Raw genomic sequence first — 15547 nt, 5'->3', positions numbered from 1 at the left:
CACTCCACGATAGTCACATCTGACTATCGACCTACCGACATCGGCGCGGTTACGTTGTTTGCATGGCGCAGTGGGTGCCGCCACCGCTTCCGGCAGAGCTGTTGGCACGTCGTCGCGGCCCGCTGGTGGGTCGCGAGGCGGAACTTGCCGCCTTCGAGCGGGCCTGGGAGCGCGTCGAGGGCGGCGACCGCCAGGCGGTGTTCATCGGCGGTGAGCCCGGGGCGGGCAAGACGCGCCTGGCCGCCGAGGTGGCCGGAACGCTGGCCGGTCACGACGTCGCGGTGTTGGTCGGGCGCTCGACGGCCGACGAGGACGTCCCGTACGCACCGTTCGCCGAGGCGCTGGATCGTCTGCTGGTGGCCGCGCCGCCCGGTTCGATGGCGGACCTGCTCGCCGATGCGGGTCCGCAACTGCGGCGAATGTCAACCCAGGTGGACCGGCATCTGCCTGATGCCGAGCCCGTGCTGGAGGTCGGGTCACCCCGGCAGGCGCTCTTCGACGCGATGACCGGCTTCCTGCGCCGCCTGGCCGTCGACCGCCCGATCGCGCTCATCCTCGACGACCTGCACTGGGCTCAGCTGCCCACCCTGGCGATGCTCGAACGCGTTCTGATCGGGTGCGCCGACGTGCGGTTGCTGGTGGTGTCCACGTTCCGCACCACCGAACCCGACCGCTCCGACGAGCTGACCACCCGGCTGGCCGAACTGCACCGCTTCGACGGTGTCCGGCGCCTGGACCTCGCCGGGTTGGACACCGAGGCGATCGCCGAGTTCGTCAGCCGAACCCAGCAGCTGGCTCCCGCCTCGGCGCGGACGACCGCCGCGTTGCTGCGCGACAAGACCGGGGGCAACCCGTTCTTCTTGACCGAACTGGTCAACGATTTGGAGGTCAGGGGAGGGCTGGCCACATTGAGCGCGCAGCACACCGTTCCGGCATCGATCGGGGATGCCATCGCCCGCCGCCTCAGCGGACTTGGTGCGGGCGTCCGCAAGGTGATCGAGCAGGCGGCGGTGCTGGGCGAAACGTTTGATCTGCCCGCGCTCATCGCCGCCGGCGATACCGATCTTTCCGCGACGCTGGCGGCGGTCGATGCGGCGGAGGGCGTCGGGCTGATCCGGCCGGCGCGCGACTCCGACGGCGAGTTCTCGTTCGTGCACGCGCTCACCCGCGAAGCGGTGGTCGGCGGGATGGCGGCGTCGCGGTTGCGCATCATGCACGCGCGCGCCGCCGAGGCGCTCGAGGGCCGCGCGGACCCCTCGGTCGTTCCCCGTCTGGCCAACCACTACCTGCGGGCGCACGTGCTGGGCTATCACGAGCAGGCGTTGCGGTACGCCCACCAGGCGGCCCGGATGGCCGAAAAGAGCATGGCGTACGAGGATGCGGCGAGATGGTTCGAGCGGGCGGCGTCGCTGCCCGAGCTGAGCCGCGCGGACCGGGCGCGGCTGGACCTCGACGCCGCCGCAAATCACGTGCGCGCCGGCGATTTCGCCCGCTCGCGGGCGATCTACGAACGGCTCAGCGCGATGGATGACCCACTGATCCGGTTGGGGGCGGCCGTGGGATACGAGGAAGCGAATTGGCGTCGCGCGCAGTCCGATTCGACGGCGGCCGACCTGCTGGCGGCGGCGCTGGAAACCTGCGGGCTGACCACCGACGACCTGCGCTACATCCAGGCGCTCGGCAGCTTCGGGCGAGCGCTGGCCTTCGCGGGCGAGGCGGAGCGTGCGCGCGAGGTCGGCAGCAGCGCCATCGACCGCGCGCGGGCCGCCGCGGATCCGGCGGTGTTGATGCACACCCTCAAGGCCAGCCTGTGGCACGGGCTCACCCCGGAACTGTGCGAGATTCAGGCGGAACGCTCGGCTGAGGTATCGCGCATGGCGTTGGAGCGCCGTAACTACGAGGTGCTCGGGGCGTCCTCACACTTTCGCGCCATGGTCAGCTATCTGGCCGGCAGCCCCGACGACCTGGCCGCGTCGACCGCGGACATGCGGCGGGCGGGCGAAGCCATCGGACAGCCGGTCTTCGGCTTCGTCGGCGCGTGTGTCGAGCAAGCGCTCGCCTTTCTGCGCGGCGACTTCACCGGGGCGCATCGGTGGGCCGACATCGCATTGCGCACCGGTGATTTGTTCGACGCGGACGACACCAAGGGCTCCAACGGAGTCCAGATGTTCATGATCCAACGCGAAACTGGAGAGCTGAAGAATTTCGCCGAGTTCATCGACGGCAGCGAGACTTTCGCCGGACGCTGGGTGCCCGGCCTGCTCGCGCTGTACACCGAGCTCGGCTGCGAAGCGGGCATGACCCGCGCCCTCAATCATCTGATCAACCGCAAACTCGGCGACCGCACCAACGAGGCGCAGTGGCCGATGGAGCTGGTGTTCATGGTCGAGGCGGCGTTGGAGCTGGGCAACCGCGAAGCGCTGCACGCGTTGCGTCCCTACGTGTCCCGCTATGCCGGCAAGAACCTGGTCGCCGGCCAGTTCGTCGCCCTCTTCGGCAGCGCCGACCGGTATCTCGCCCGGATGGCGGCCCTCGACGGCGACAACGCCGCGGCCGAGCGGCATTTCGGCGCGGCCCTCGAGATGGACCGCCGGATGGGTTCGGTGGTTCACATCAGCGAGACGCTGGCCCGCAAAGCGTTGTTCGCGGCGGCGCGCGGGGACACCGAGGAGGCCCGCAGCCTGGCCGACGAGGCGCGCGTCCTCGCCGCCCAGATCGGCCAGAGCCGGGTGGTGGCGTTGGTGGATTCGCTGCTGAGCGTGGGGCCGGACGGCCTGACCGGCCGGGAGGTGGAAGTGCTGCGGCTGCTCGCCGAGGGGTTGAGCAACCGGGCGATCGGCGAGCGCCTCTACATCAGCACCAACACGGCCGCCAACCATGTGCGCAACATCCTGATCAAAACCGGCGCCGCGAACCGCACCCAGGCGGCGATGTATGCCGCCGACCACGAACTGCTCGGGTGAGCGGCCTCAAATATCGGACAACGCCCCGTCAGGCAGCACGCGACCACGCACCTCGACGATGACGTCGGCGGGGAGGCCGGCCCGCGCGGCCGCGGTTCGGATGGCCTCGGGCGACGGCGCCTCGTACAGGCAGTACGTCTTCCGCTTGTCCGCCGACAGGAACGAGTACATCCAGCGAACGCCCTCGTGGTCGTTGATCCGGTTGATGCCGTCGGCGGCCTCGAAGCTGGGTTCCAATTCCTCGGCAAAGTTGCGCTCGACCATGAAGATGGGCACGACGGACTCCTGTCATTGTCTTGGGTCGAACCTACGCCCCGCGCAACGCTCAACACCAGCAAATTTCCGGTTGGTATCAGTGGCCCGCGATGTCCGCCTCGTCGGACAACAACAGCTGTAAGGTCTCCCGCAATTCCCCCAACCGCTGGGGCCCGAGGAGCCCCGCCCAACGTTTCTCCAAAGCGACTGCATTGGAGCGCATTACGCGCAGCGCCTGCCGACCGCGCGGGGTCAGCTCGATGAGGCGGGCCCGGGCGTCGCCGGGATCGGTCACCCGTGTCACATACCCGTGCCGTTCCAAGCTGGCAATCCCCTGGGCCACCGCCTGGCGGCTCACCTTGAGCCGGTCGGCCAGATCGGATGCGTGCAGGCCGCCGGCCGCCAGCGGCACCAGCGCAACGGCTTGGGCCGGCCGGATCCCGTCGAGCCCGGCGGCGGCGAAGGCCGCTCTCAAATGGGGCGCCCCCGAGGCGGCCACCAAATTCACCAGCGCCGGGACGGTAGGCGTCCACTCTGCATGGGTAACGCGTCGCATGCAGATGAGTGTGCCACTACGCCTCACTTTGACAAGATACTTGTCAAAAATCCGTGTCGATGCCAGGATGGCTTCATGCGATCGCTACGCGCTCGGGTGTTCGGCATTGGCCTCGTTTCGGTTTTGGGCGTCGTGGTCGGCGGTTGTGTCGGCGGTGGCCACGCGTTGGGATCGCCCGGCTCCCAATCGATTCCGGTTGGGCAGTCCACCCAGACCATCGACTCGGGCGGAGTCGACAGGACATTCCACCTATATCGGCCGCAGGGGCTGCCCGACGCGGCGCCGCTGGTGGTGATGCTGCACGGGGGCTTCGGCAACGGTGCGCAGGCCGAGCGGTCCTACAACTGGGACGCCGAGGCGGACAACCGTCACTTCCTGGTCGCCTACCCCGACGGCCTCAATCGCGCCTGGAACGCCGGAACCTGTTGCGGGCAACCGCAGCGTGACGACGTCGACGACGTCGGATTCATCACCGCGATGGTGGGAGCCATCGAGCGGGAGATACCGATCGATCGGGCGCGCGTGTACGCCACCGGCATGTCGAACGGGGCCATGATGGCGCTGCGGCTGGGATGCCAGACCGACACCTTCGCCGGGGTCGCCCCCGTGGCGGGAACCCTGCTGACCGACTGCTCCCAGGCCCGGCCGACCTCGGTACTGCAGATTCACGGCACCGCCGACGACAGGGTCCCCTACAACGGTGGGCCCGGAAAAGCCTTCGCCATCAACGGAAACCCGCGCGTCGACGGCCCCTCGGTGGAGTCGGTCAACGCCATCTGGCGCTCCATCGACGCCTGCGGGCCGCCGACCTCGACGACCACCGGAAGCGTGACCACCCAGACGGCCGGGTGCCCCGACGGGCGCACCGTGGAGCTGATCTCGGTGGCGGGCGCCGGCCATCAATGGCCCGGTGGCCAGCCCAGCCCGCTTGCCGAGGTCGCGGGAATCCCCGAGCCGTCCACGGCGCTTAACGCCACCGAAACCATCTGGCAGTTCTTCAGCCACTAGGTTCTCAGCCTCGAGCGTCGAGTTGTTCGCGCCATTGTCGGGTTTTTCACGCAACAACTCGACGCTCGGCAACGAAATCAGCTCAGCATGGCGTCGATGAGCCGGTGCAGCACCTCCCCGGTCTCCCGGCGCGCGCGCTTCGGATCGTCGGCGGTAGCGATGACCATCGCCGCCTCGTCGAGCGCGCCAATCAGTATGTGCGCCAACGGCCGTATCGGTTGCTCGGCGAGCTGGCCGGCCCGGACGGCCTCGGTGAGCAGTTGTTCGGTCATGCCCAGGCTGTAGCGCTGGGCGACGTCGCGGAAGGCGGGCCAGCCAAGCACGCTGGGCGCATCCAGCAGGATCAGCTGGCGCACCTCCGGGTCGCCGGAGACGTCGAGCCAGGCATCGACGGCGGCCCGGATCGCGCCCGCGGGCGTCGTCGCTCCCGATTCGGCGACCAGCGTCGCCATCCGGGCCATCACGTCCTGCTCGACGGCCTCGACCACCTCGGCGAAAAGCGTTGCCTTGTCTGCGAATTGGTGATACATCGCGCCGCGGGTGACGCCCGCGGTGGTCGCGATCTCCGGCGTCCCGACCTCCGCGTACCCGCGCTGGCCCCACAGCTTGCGGGCAGCGGAGATCAGCGCGTCGCGGGTCGCCGCAGAGCGCTCTTCCTGGGTCCGTCTCTTGATTTCCATACAACCTGTTGGTAACTTACGAACAGACAGCCTGTTTGTAAGTGTATCTCGAAGGTGGGAGCTAGCTATGTCGACGATCGACATTAATGCCGGAACCATTCATTACGAAGCAACCGGACCCGAGGGCGGCAGGCCCGTCGTCTTCGTGCACGGGTACATGATGGGCGGCCAGCTCTGGCGCCAGGTCAGCGAACGCCTCGCGCGACTCGGCCTGCGGTGCATCGCCCCCACCTGGCCGCTGGGCGCGCACCCACAACCCCTGCGCCCCGGCGCCGACCGCACCATCACCGGCGCGGCCCGCATCGTCGCCGACGTGCTTGCCGCGCTCGACCTGGAGGACGTGGTGCTGGTCGGCAACGACACCGGCGGGGTCGTCACGCAACTCGTCGCGGTGCATCATCCCGAGCGGCTCGGCGCGCTGGTGCTCACGAGTTGCGATGCGTTCGAACACTTTCCGCCGCCGATTCTCAAGCCGGTGATCCTGGCGGCCAAGTCCAAGACGATGTTCAAGGCGGTGGCCCAGGCCATGCGCGCGCCGGCCGCACGCAAGCGCGCCTTCGACGGCCTGGCGCACCGCAACATCGATGACCTCACACAAGCGTGGGTGCGCCCGGGGCTAGCCGATCCCGCCATCGCCGAAGACCTGCGCCAGTTCACGCTTTCCATGCGCACCGAGGTGACCACCGGCGTGGCCGACCGGCTGCCCGAGATCGACATACCCACTCTCGTCGCCTGGTCGGCCGATGACGTGTTCTTCGAGCTCGCGGACGGCGAACGGCTGGCCGCGATCATCCCGAACGCCCGCCTCGAGGTCATCGAGGGAGCGCGCACGTTCTCGATGGTGGATCAGCCGCAACGGTTGGCCGATCTGCTGTCGTCGATAGCGGTGCGCACCTAGCGCGGCCCGACGCTCGGCGGGCGCTACGCTCGCGACATGCAAAACGTGCTGCAAGGCAGACGGATCCTGGTGACCGGCGGGGCGACCGGCATTGGCGCGGCCGCCATCGGAGTCCTCACCGAGGCGGGGGCCGAGGTCGTCGGCACCTATCACCAGACCCCGCCGCCGAATGGGCTGGCGGCCACCTGGCTGCAGTGCGACGCACGCGACGCCGACGCCGTTTCGGCGATGGTGCAGCAGGCCGCGGACCACCTCGGCGGGCTCGACGTCCTGGTGAACGCCGCGGGGCTGTGGCAGGCCGGAATCCCGGGCTACATCGGCGCCGACGACATCTCGTTCCTGCTGGACACCAACGTGAAGGCGACCATCCTGACCAATCAGGCCGCCTACGCGGTGATGAAGGGCCAAGATCCCAAGGGCGGCAGGATCATCAACTTCGGGTCGTCCGAAGCCGTGATGGGCAGCGCTATCTCGGCGGTCTACGCGGCGACGAAGGGTGCGGTGCAGGCCTGGACCCGGTCGGCCGCGAAAGCCTGGGGCGCCGACAATGTCACCGTCAACGCTTTGGCACCGGCGGTGCAGACGCCGGGCTCCGACCGTTTCCGGAACTTCCTCGGTCCGGACGCCAGCGCGCTCATCGACCAGCAGATGCAGATGATGATCCCGATCGGCGGGGCGCTCGGCGAGCCGGCGCGCGACGTGGGGCCGATGCTGGTCTTTCTGGCCGGCCCCGGTTCGGGCTTCATCACCGGGCAACTGCTCGCCGTCGACGGCGGCCTGATGATGGTCGGCGGATAGGCACTCCGCGGCGTGGGCCGGAGGATCGGACCGATCGGGATTGTGAGAATTCGCGGCGAAATTCGCGCGCTCGATTCCGTAGCACGACCAGCGACCTGTGTAGCTCAAACAGCATGGGGCAATGATGGCCCATGGATGCGAACAGCCCGGTTATGTACACGGTGTTCGGGAGGGAATCGCTGGCGAAATAGCCATGAAAACTTTTACAACACAAGGTGTTGTCGCGCCTGCGGTCCGGCATAACTGCGAGCGGAGCCACCCGCTATCATAAGACGGACCGTCTCGTCTCGTAACCGAAGGTGGACCGATCCGATGGCCGACGACACGATTCAGGCGCTGCTGCGCAAGCGTCTGACTGACTCCGCCGTCGCCGTCAAACACGGCGATCTGCAATGGAGTTGGGGTGAATATCTGGCCGAGGCGACCGCGCGCGCCGCGGCCTTCATCGCCGCCGCCGACCCGCAACGGCCACTGCACGTCGGTGCTCTGTTGGGCAACACGCCCGAGATGCTGGCCCAGATGGCGGCGGCCGGGCTCGGCGGCTACGTGCTGTGCGGGCTGAACATCACGCGGCGCGGCGAGGCACTGGCCGCGGACGTCCGGCGGGCGCACTGCCAATTCCTGGTGACCGACGCCGAACATCGGCCGTTGCTGGACGGTTTGGACCTGGAGGGAACGCAGATCCTCGACACCTCCACGCCGCAATGGGCGGAGTTCATCGACGGCGCGGGCGAACTGGTCCCCCATCGCGAGGTCACCGCGATGGACCCGTTCATGATGATCTTCACGTCGGGAACGAGCGGAAATCCCAAGGCGGTCCAGGTATCCCACCTGATGGCGACGTTCGCCGGTATCAACCTGGTCCAGCGCTTCGCGCTGTCGCCACAGGACACCTGCTACGTGTCCATGCCGCTTTTTCACTCCAACGCCGTCGTGGCGGGATGGGCGCCCGCGGTGGTCTCCGGCGCCGCGATCGTGCCGGCGAAATTCTCGGCGACCAACTTCCTCCACGACATTCGCCGCTACGGCGCCACCTACATGAACTACGTCGGCAAACCCCTCGCCTACATTCTCGCCACCGCCGAGCGTGACGACGACGCCGACAACCCCCTGCGGGTGGCGTTCGGTAATGAGGCCAACGACAAGGACATCGAGGAGTTCGCGCGCCGGTTCGGGGTTCAGGTCGAGGACGGCTTCGGCTCGACGGAGAACGCGGTCATCGTGATCCGCGAACCCGGCACACCGAAGGGCTCGATCGGTCGGGGGGCCGACGGGGTCGCGGTGTACAACAGCGAAACCGTCACCGAATGCGCCGTCGCGCGCTTCGATGCCAAGGGCGCGCTGGCCAACGCCGACGAAGCGGTCGGCGAACTGGTCAACACGACCGGATCGGGCTTTTTCACCGGCTACTACAACGATCCCGATGCCAACGCGGAACGGATGCGCCACGGCATGTACTGGTCCGGCGACCTCGCCTACCGGGACGCCGAGGGCTGGATCTACCTGGCCGGCCGCACCGCCGACTGGATGCGGGTCGACGGCGAGAACCTGGCGGCGGCGCCCATCGAACGGATCCTGTTGCGGCACAGCGCCATCAACCGCGTCGCAGTGTACGCCGTCCCCGACGAGCGGGTCGGCGACCAGGTGATGGCCGCGATCGTCCTCAACGACGGTGCCGAGCTCCAGCCCGATGCGCTCGAAGCGTTCCTCGGCGCGCAGCCCGACCTGTCCCCCAAGGCCTGGCCGCGCTACGTTCGCATCGCCGCCGACCTGCCCAGCACCGCCACCCATAAGGTGCTCAAGCGCCAGCTGATCGCCCAGGGCACCGCCGTGGGCGAGGGCGAAGTCCTCTGGGAGCGCGAAGCGCGCGGCACCGCGTACCGGCGCGCGGCGGCTAGTGGCGATCGCAAGCTCGGCGTAGCGGGGCGCTGCGGGTCGCCACCATCGGTCTAGCCCGGCTCCCGGCGTGCTCGGCGACGGATCTGCCCCTTCGCCCGTCGGACCCGTTTGACGGGATCCCGGCCTGTCCCGCTGGCGATTTCGTCGCGCAGCTGGGAAATGTTGGAGATCTCGGCATACAGGCCGCGGATGGCGTAGTCGAGCACCGCGAACGAGAAGCGTTGGTCCGGATCATCGATGATGCCGAGGTCGCGGGAGCGCTGCCGCGACCAGAGGGCCTCGTCCAGGCGGGCCCGGGTCGATTCGAGATGCCGGTCCAGCGTATCGATCACGCGCTCCGGATCCTCGCCGCGGGCGAGCCAGGTCCGCAGGATGACGGGGTGTTTGATCACCACCTGGTCCTGACCCGGAAAATGCTGGACCCACCGGCGCAGCGCGTCTTGGCCGGCGTCGGTGGTCTCGTACAGCGTGATCGCGCGCTTGCCCGATTGCGCTCCGATCTCGCTGACCATCCCTCGCGCCAGCAACCGGTTCAGTTCGCGCCGTACGTGGCTCACCGACGGCGACCAATAGAAGTGGCCTACCGACAGTTCGGCGCGCATCTTGACCTCGCCGGCGGTGAGTTGTTCGTCGTTGGCCGCCAGCACGCCGAGGACCAGGTAGGCGGTCACCGGCAGGCCGTTGCTGGTGCGCGCCGGACTCATGGCAACCTGGTGAAGTACGGCAGGGTCAGGTCGGCGCCGACAGCGTGGAATTCCACCCGCACCCGCAGGCCGATCGCCAGGTCGGCCGGGGCCATGCCGACGATGTTGGTCAGCATTTGGTAGCCCTCGTCCAGCGTGACGATCGCCGGCGCATACGGCGGTTCGAACTCCGCGGTGACCGGTCGGTGCACCACGGTCCAGCTGTAGATCTCGCCGCGGCCGTCGCTGCGCTCCCACCGCAAATCGGCCGAAAGGCATTGCCGGCAATGCTCGCTCGGCGGGAAGTTCGCCACACCGCAGGCCGCGCAGCGTTGGTAGCGCAACTCCCCGGCTCGGCAGCCCTGCCAGAATGGAAGGCTGAGGTGGCTGCTGGCATGCGGCACGGGGCCACTCTGGGGTCGCAACGCGTCGGTGGTCATCTCGGTTCGTCCCCCAGGATCAGCACCGTGGTGAACAGGGCCCCGGCTCCCCCGTTGCTGCACAACGCAATATGCGCGTCGGGCACCTGCAGGTCGCCCGCCTGACCGCGCAGCTGCTGGACGGCGCGGACGGCCCGCTGCATCATCTGCGGGTTGGAGCCCGCGTGGCTGAAGGACATGGTTCCTCCGTCGGTGGTCACCGGATGGCTGCCGTCGATGGCGATGTGGCCGTCGGCGACGAACGGTCCGCCCTCGCCGTCGGCGCAGAAGCCGAAAGCCTCCAGCTGGCGGATGATTTCGAAGGAGAACGGATCGTAGAGCTCCAACACATCGACGTCGTCGCGCCGCAGCCCGGCGTGGGTGAACGCGCGCTCGGCCGCTAGCCTGCCGACCACGCCGTTCACGTGATCGCCGCGCCGACCGGCGAGGTCCCACGCGGGTGGGTGCTGATACGACGGGCCGTGAAAGTCCGCGCCGCTGCCCAACACGTAGATCGGGCGGCCCGCGACATCCACTTTGTCCACGTTGGCGACCACCACCGCGCAGCCGCCCTCCGAGGTGGTGGCGCAGTCAAGGAGGTGAAACGGCTCGGCGATGGGCCGTGACGCGGTGATGTCGTCGGGGGTGAACGGACCCCGTTGGTAGTAAACGGCTTCGGGGTTTCGCGATCCGTTGTTGCGGATCGTCGCCGCGACGATGGACAGTTGTTCGCGCGTCGTGCCGTAGACGTGCATGTGGCGCCGGGCGATGAGCGCGAACTCGGCGGTGGTGAACATCCCCCAGGGCGCAACGAATTCGTTCTCCGGCCTGGTCCACGGCGCCGTGGCCTCGTGGTCGCGGTATTCACCCGCCTGCGCGGCGACCAGGACGACGACGTCGGCCATGCCATGCTCGATCGCGGTCACCGCCTCGGTGATCATGCCGACCCCGAAGGCAAGGCCCTGCCACGCCGGGCCGATACGCAGGTCGTAGATCAACGACGTGGAATGCGGGCTCGCGCTGATGCCGTCGACGTCGTCGAGGGTCAGGCCGGCGTCGTCCAGTGCGCCTTGAACGGCCTTGAGCGCCAGGCCCCGTGAGGTTTCGCCGTCCAGCCGGCGGCCCTGCCGGGTGTTGTGCACGCCGACGATCGCGGCGGTTGGGTTGATACGGCTAGTTTTCATCCGCGACAACTCCCAGATAGGTGCCGACGACGTCATACTCTCGCCCGTCGCGCGTGATGGTTCCGATCTTCGTGGCGCGCGCCGCCGTGCCCGGGGCGTGCTCCGCGCCCACTTCGACCACGTCGATTCGCACGTCGATGGGCCTGGCGGTTTGCGGGTCGGTGATCTCGACGAGCATGGCCACGGCGCGTTCGCTCGCGTCCCACTCGACACCGGTGATCCGGTGCCGGGAAGTCAGCTCCATCACCACGGAATCCTGCCGCACCAGGAACCGGACCGGTGCGCACAGCTCGCCGGCGCGCGGCGGCACGCACAGCGTCACCGCCACGTCACAATCCCGCCGGCCGCGCGCTGGTGGCCCCCGCGGCGCGCAATTCGAGCAGGTCCTGTGCGCTGCGCCCGAGAATGCCCGTCAGCACTTCGTCGGTGTGCTGGCCATACAGCGGCGGCACCCGCCGAATCCAGCGCCGGGGCTTTCCGACGAATGCGAAGGGCATGCCCGTGCACAGGAAGGAGCCGGCGACCGGGTGGTCAACGGTTTCCCAGAAGCCGCGTGCGAGCAGCTGCGGGTCGCTCAGCAGGGCCGCCGGCGCGGTGACACGCGCGGCGGCCACCCCGACACCGCGCAGCGCAGCCACCGCTTCGGCGACCGGGTGCCGCGCGGTCCAATCGGAGATCAGCTTGTCGATCTCGTCGGCGCGTTCCCGCCACGCGGTCTCGTTCGGGTCGAGCTCCGGTCGCTCGATGAGCCTCGCCAACGACGCCCGCGCGGCGTCGTCCGTCGCGGCCAGCGCTACCCATTCGTCGTCACCCGGACACGGATACACGCCCTGGGGGGTTGCGCCGGGGCCCCGGTTTCCCTCCCGGCACAGCTCGATTCCGTTGCGCGAGTACTCCACCAGCATCTCGGCGGCCACGTTCAGCGCCGCCTCGACCATGGTGGACTCGACGTGCATCCCGGCCCCGTCCCGGTCGCGGATCGCCAGCGCCGCGATCGCGGCGAATGCGGCGTGCAGCCCCGCGATGGGGTCGCACACCCCGCGCGGGATCACCGGCGGGCCGTCGGCATGTCCGGTCATCCACGCCATGCCCGTCGCCTGCTCCATCGTCTGCGCGAACCCGACGCGGTCGCGCCAAGGGCCGTCCAGCCCGAACGCGGGCATCCGGATCATGATGGCGCGGGGATTGGTCGCCGCCACGGCATCCCAGGTCAATCCGAAGTTGTCCATCACCCGCGGTGAGAAGTTCTCGATGACGAGATCGCTTGCCGCCATGAGCTCTAACGCGATGGCGCGCCCGGTGTCGGTGCTGAGCTCGACGCTGATCCCGCGCTTGTTGTTGTTGCTGCACAAGAACACCGGGCCCCACTCCCACCATTGGTCCCAGTCGGGCGGACGGCCCGCGGAGAACCTCATGCCGTCGGGCCTGCGGACGCCCTCGAGTTTGATCACGTCGGCGCCGAGGGCGCCGAGCAACTGGGTGGCGACGGGTCCGGCCCAGAACGCAGTGAGGTCGGTGATCCGTACGTCGCACAACGGAAGAGCGTCGGCATCGGCGCCGAATCCGCCGGGCCGCCGCGGGCGGCGCGGCCAGTGCAGGCGGCCATTGTCGGCACCGAGTCGCGGCGGCAGCCCGGGTGGCCCGGTGATCATCGCCTCGCTGCGATACGGCACGCGTGGCTGCAGGACCCCGAGCTCCGATTCGGCGAAGACGCCGCGCTGCACGAAGTGGTCGACGATGGGCAACGTGGCCGGGGTGGCGATGGGCGCCACCGGGATTCGGAACGCCACCGCGAGGTCGATGATCTCCCGCGTGGTGCGGGACTGGGTCCACTGGGTGACCATGCCAAGGAACTCGTCGCGGCGCTGCACGCGCCCGGCGAACGAGGCCAGTTCGGCGTCGCCGACCAGATCGGCGCGATCGATCATGACCAGAAAGTCCTGGAACTGCTGCGCGGTGATCGTGCAGAACCCGACCAGGCCGTCGGCGGTGGGAACGATCGACGGCAACTCCAGGCTGCGTTGGTACAGCAGGGAATCCGCGCCCAGGACGCTGGCCGACATGGTCGACAACCCGCCCATCGCGATGACCATCGCCTCGTAGATCGAGACGTCGATGACCTCGCCGCGCCCGGTGCGCGCGGCGTGGCGGGCCGTCGCGGCGGCGACCGCCGCGGCGAAGGTGCCGGCCAACCACTCGCCGAGCCGCCCGCCGGCCTGCACCGGCTCGTCACCCGGCCAGCCTCGGCTTGCGATCGAGCCGCACAACGCTTGCAGAATGAACTCGTTGGCGACTACCTGATCCTCGACGTAGGGACCCGTCATGCCGAACGGCGTCACGGCCGCGACGACGGCCGCGTCGCCGGTGTGCGCCCTGATGGCGTCGACGGTCCAGCCGTCGGTCAGGTCGGTGAGCACGAGGTCGGCACCGGCCAGCAGCGCCGCGGCCTCCGCGCCGTCGTTCACCGACTTCTTGCCCGCGGTCAGGTAGCCGAACAGCGCCCCGCTCGGACCGCCCGGGGACGCCGACCAGCCCCGCACCGAATCACCCTGCGGTGACTCGATTTTCACGACCTCGGCGCCCGCGTCCACGAACATCTTGCCGCAGTACGACGCCGCGATGCCGTTGGACAGCTCCAGCACCCGCCACCCGGCGAACGGTGCCCGGGCCGCCACGCTCAGTTGCCCAGGGTGGTGGCGCGCCCCGCGATACCGGAGGCCTCCGCCGTCACCGTTGCCGCCCCCTGTGCCTGCAGGGCGAACTGCGTCATCCGGGTCCACGCGTCGCGGTCGCGCTGACTGGCTCGCCGGCCCACATGGGTGACGACGTCGACGTCGGTGGCCTGCGCACGCAGGTAGCCGGCGCGGGCGTGCTCCTTCGGGATGTAGCGGAACGGATCGAACGAGTAAGCGCCCATGGCGTTTTCGTGGGTGATCTTGTTGATGACCGCGTCGTCGAGATGACCCATGGTCTCCATGACGTCCTCGGGCGCGAACGGCCAATTGCTGTCGGAATGCGGAAAGTCGGACTCCCAGCACAGCATGTCCTCGTTGAACCAGCCCATGTTCTGCACGCCCACCTTGTCGCTGATGAAGCAGGTGTAGAAGTGTCGCTTGAAGACGTCGGTGGGTCCGCTGTAGCCGGGTGGGAACTTCGCGAGCGTCCAGCCCGAGTGCCGGTTGTAGACGTGCTCGGCGCGCCACAGGAAATACGGAATCCAGCCGACGTCGCCCTCGGTGAGAGAAAACTTCAGTTGCGGGAAGTCGGACCAGAATTCGGCCCAGATCAACTCGGTGAAGGTGAACATGCTCATCATCGACGACGCCGTCATCTGCACGCTGGGCGGCGCGTCGCTCGACACCTGCGGGGATCGCGACGCGGACCCGACGTGGGTGCACAGCACGGTCTTGTTCTCGCACACCGCCTCGAACAACGGATACCAATACTCGGTATGAATGCTGGGCATTTGCAACGCTTCCGGATTCTCCGAGAACGTCACCGCGTGGCAGCCCTTGTCGGCCAGTCGCTCGACTTCCTTCGCGGCCTCGGCCACGTCGAAGAGCGGCAGGATGCCGCAGGGGATGAATCGGCCCGGGTAGGAGGCGCACCACTCGTCCACGTGCCAGTCGTTGTACGCCTTGATCATCACCAGGTTGACGTCGCGATCGGGACCCTGGTTGAGGACCTGGCCCGAAAAGCCGGTGAAGTTCGGGAAGTTCAGGCCCGCCAGCTGGCCACCCGCGTTCATGTCCCGGACCCGCTCGTCGACGTTGAAGCAGCCCGGTCGCATCTCGTCGTAGCGGGAGGCGTCGATGTTGTACATCTCGCGGGGTTTTCCGGCGACGGCATTCAGGCCCATGTTCCGTCCGCGGACGTCGCCGTAGTACCACTGCTGGACCCCATCGGGTTCGACGACCACCCGGGGCGCGAGGTCGCGGTACTTGGCCGGGACATGCGCGTCGAACATGTCGGCGGGCTCGGCGATGTGGTCGTCCACGCTGATCAAGATCAGGTCGTCCTTGTGCATTGCCCCGCTCCTCGCCCGCAGATATGGGGACTAGTAGACAATGACGCCAGTCACAGTGTCAACGGCGCTGGCCGTCGCCCAGGGCGCCAAAATCGCCGTGGTATCGGCAGATAGTGCGGCCCGGAGGTGCGGCGGCGGTGCCCGGATCGCGCCGCGTCTCAGCGACTATTAGTCCAT

The 15547-nt window shown here is 68.5% G+C and carries 14 protein-coding genes; 5 read left to right on the top strand and 9 right to left on the bottom strand.

Annotated elements, in window-relative coordinates; genetic code table 11:
* Positions 1–62 precede the first annotated feature (62 nt).
* Positions 63–2963: a helix-turn-helix transcriptional regulator gene (locus A5787_RS14835; RefSeq protein WP_066968103.1), complete on the top strand. Its 2901-nt coding sequence runs from the start codon at positions 63–65 to the stop codon at positions 2961–2963.
* A gap of 6 nt (positions 2964–2969) precedes the next feature.
* Here the strand turns inward: A5787_RS14835 and A5787_RS14830 are convergent, their stop codons facing one another.
* Positions 2970–3239 carry a DUF4242 domain-containing protein gene (locus A5787_RS14830; protein WP_066968101.1) on the bottom strand — a complete coding sequence of 90 codons (270 nt, stop codon included), beginning with the start codon at positions 3237–3239 and terminating at the stop codon, positions 2970–2972.
* A 76-nt stretch (positions 3240–3315) separates the two neighbouring features.
* Complete coding sequence (locus A5787_RS14825; protein WP_066968180.1) at positions 3316–3774, bottom strand: MarR family winged helix-turn-helix transcriptional regulator; 459 nt, start codon at positions 3772–3774, stop codon at positions 3316–3318.
* Between the two features lie 75 nt (positions 3775–3849).
* Between A5787_RS14825 and A5787_RS14820 the strand changes: the two genes are divergently transcribed.
* Positions 3850–4782: a PHB depolymerase family esterase gene (locus A5787_RS14820; RefSeq protein WP_066968098.1), complete on the top strand. Its 933-nt coding sequence runs from the start codon at positions 3850–3852 to the stop codon at positions 4780–4782.
* Positions 4783–4859: 77 nt separating this feature from the next.
* Here A5787_RS14820 and A5787_RS14815 read toward each other — a convergent pair whose 3' ends face one another.
* Positions 4860–5462: a TetR/AcrR family transcriptional regulator gene (locus tag A5787_RS14815; protein WP_066968094.1), complete on the bottom strand. Its 603-nt coding sequence runs from the start codon at positions 5460–5462 to the stop codon at positions 4860–4862.
* 67 nt (positions 5463–5529) lie between these two features.
* On the opposite strand from A5787_RS14815, the gene A5787_RS14810 reads away from it, so the two are divergent.
* The 3 genes from A5787_RS14810 (at position 5530) to fadD1 (ending at position 9111) form a co-directional block, all read left to right on the top strand.
* On the top strand, positions 5530–6360 hold the full coding sequence (locus tag A5787_RS14810; protein ID WP_066968090.1) for an alpha/beta fold hydrolase: 831 nt from the start codon (positions 5530–5532) through the stop codon (positions 6358–6360).
* A gap of 36 nt (positions 6361–6396) precedes the next feature.
* On the top strand, positions 6397–7158 hold the full coding sequence (locus A5787_RS14805; RefSeq protein WP_066968087.1) for an SDR family NAD(P)-dependent oxidoreductase: 762 nt from the start codon (positions 6397–6399) through the stop codon (positions 7156–7158).
* A gap of 312 nt (positions 7159–7470) precedes the next feature.
* Positions 7471–9111 (top strand): fatty-acid--CoA ligase FadD1, encoded by a 1641-nt coding sequence (gene fadD1, locus A5787_RS14800; protein WP_066968084.1) that lies wholly within the window; start codon positions 7471–7473, stop codon positions 9109–9111.
* Here fadD1 and A5787_RS14795 read toward each other — a convergent pair.
* The 6 genes from A5787_RS14795 to A5787_RS14770 are packed head-to-tail and all read right to left on the bottom strand — an operon-like array spanning position 9108 to position 15370.
* Entirely contained in the window at positions 9108–9761 is a 654-nt protein-coding gene (locus A5787_RS14795) for a PadR family transcriptional regulator (RefSeq protein ID WP_066968081.1), read from the bottom strand. The genes fadD1 and A5787_RS14795 overlap by 4 nt on opposite strands.
* Positions 9758–10180 (bottom strand): Zn-ribbon domain-containing OB-fold protein, encoded by a 423-nt coding sequence (locus A5787_RS14790; RefSeq protein WP_066968078.1) that lies wholly within the window; start codon positions 10178–10180, stop codon positions 9758–9760. The genes A5787_RS14795 and A5787_RS14790 overlap by 4 nt, the downstream gene beginning before the upstream one ends.
* The gene (locus tag A5787_RS14785) at positions 10177–11343 is read right to left on the bottom strand and encodes a thiolase family protein (protein ID WP_066968075.1); all 1167 of its coding nucleotides are present in this window, start codon (positions 11341–11343) and stop codon (positions 10177–10179) included. Before A5787_RS14785 ends, A5787_RS14790 begins: the two co-directional genes overlap by 4 nt.
* Positions 11333–11671, bottom strand: coding sequence for a hypothetical protein (locus A5787_RS14780; protein WP_066968071.1), 339 nt, complete (start codon positions 11669–11671; stop codon positions 11333–11335). The genes A5787_RS14785 and A5787_RS14780 overlap by 11 nt, the downstream gene beginning before the upstream one ends.
* Before the next feature lies 1 nt (position 11672).
* Complete coding sequence (locus tag A5787_RS14775) at positions 11673–14018, bottom strand: CoA transferase (RefSeq protein WP_066968069.1); 2346 nt, start codon at positions 14016–14018, stop codon at positions 11673–11675.
* Between the two features lie 2 nt (positions 14019–14020).
* Positions 14021–15370 (bottom strand): amidohydrolase family protein, encoded by a 1350-nt coding sequence (locus A5787_RS14770; protein ID WP_066968066.1) that lies wholly within the window; start codon positions 15368–15370, stop codon positions 14021–14023.
* Positions 15371–15547 lie beyond the last annotated feature (177 nt).

It is taken from the genome of Mycobacterium sp. 852002-50816_SCH5313054-b, assembly GCF_001667185.1.
In the GTDB taxonomy this organism is placed as follows: Bacteria; Actinomycetota; Actinomycetes; order Mycobacteriales; family Mycobacteriaceae; genus Mycobacterium.
Note: the sequence above shows the minus strand (reverse complement) of the source record. Positions and strands in the feature narration are given on the sequence as shown.

What these genes read in the sequence shown, in the direction of transcription:
- A5787_RS14835 (WP_066968103.1), top strand. Translation starts at nt 63, where the DNA reads ATGGCGCAGTGGGTGCCGCCACCGCTTCCGGCAGAGCTGTTGGCACGT.
- A5787_RS14825 (WP_066968180.1), bottom strand. Translation starts at nt 3,774, where the DNA reads ATGCGACGCGTTACCCATGCAGAGTGGACGCCTACCGTCCCGGCGCTG.
- A5787_RS14820 (WP_066968098.1), top strand. Translation starts at nt 3,850, where the DNA reads ATGCGATCGCTACGCGCTCGGGTGTTCGGCATTGGCCTCGTTTCGGTT.
- A5787_RS14815 (WP_066968094.1), bottom strand. Translation starts at nt 5,462, where the DNA reads ATGGAAATCAAGAGACGGACCCAGGAAGAGCGCTCTGCGGCGACCCGC.
- A5787_RS14810 (WP_066968090.1), top strand. Translation starts at nt 5,530, where the DNA reads ATGTCGACGATCGACATTAATGCCGGAACCATTCATTACGAAGCAACC.
- A5787_RS14805 (WP_066968087.1), top strand. Translation starts at nt 6,397, where the DNA reads ATGCAAAACGTGCTGCAAGGCAGACGGATCCTGGTGACCGGCGGGGCG.
- fadD1 (WP_066968084.1), top strand. Translation starts at nt 7,471, where the DNA reads ATGGCCGACGACACGATTCAGGCGCTGCTGCGCAAGCGTCTGACTGAC.
- A5787_RS14795 (WP_066968081.1), bottom strand. Translation starts at nt 9,761, where the DNA reads ATGAGTCCGGCGCGCACCAGCAACGGCCTGCCGGTGACCGCCTACCTG.
- A5787_RS14790 (WP_066968078.1), bottom strand. Translation starts at nt 10,180, where the DNA reads ATGACCACCGACGCGTTGCGACCCCAGAGTGGCCCCGTGCCGCATGCC.
- A5787_RS14785 (WP_066968075.1), bottom strand. Translation starts at nt 11,343, where the DNA reads ATGAAAACTAGCCGTATCAACCCAACCGCCGCGATCGTCGGCGTGCAC.
- A5787_RS14770 (WP_066968066.1), bottom strand. Translation starts at nt 15,370, where the DNA reads ATGCACAAGGACGACCTGATCTTGATCAGCGTGGACGACCACATCGCC.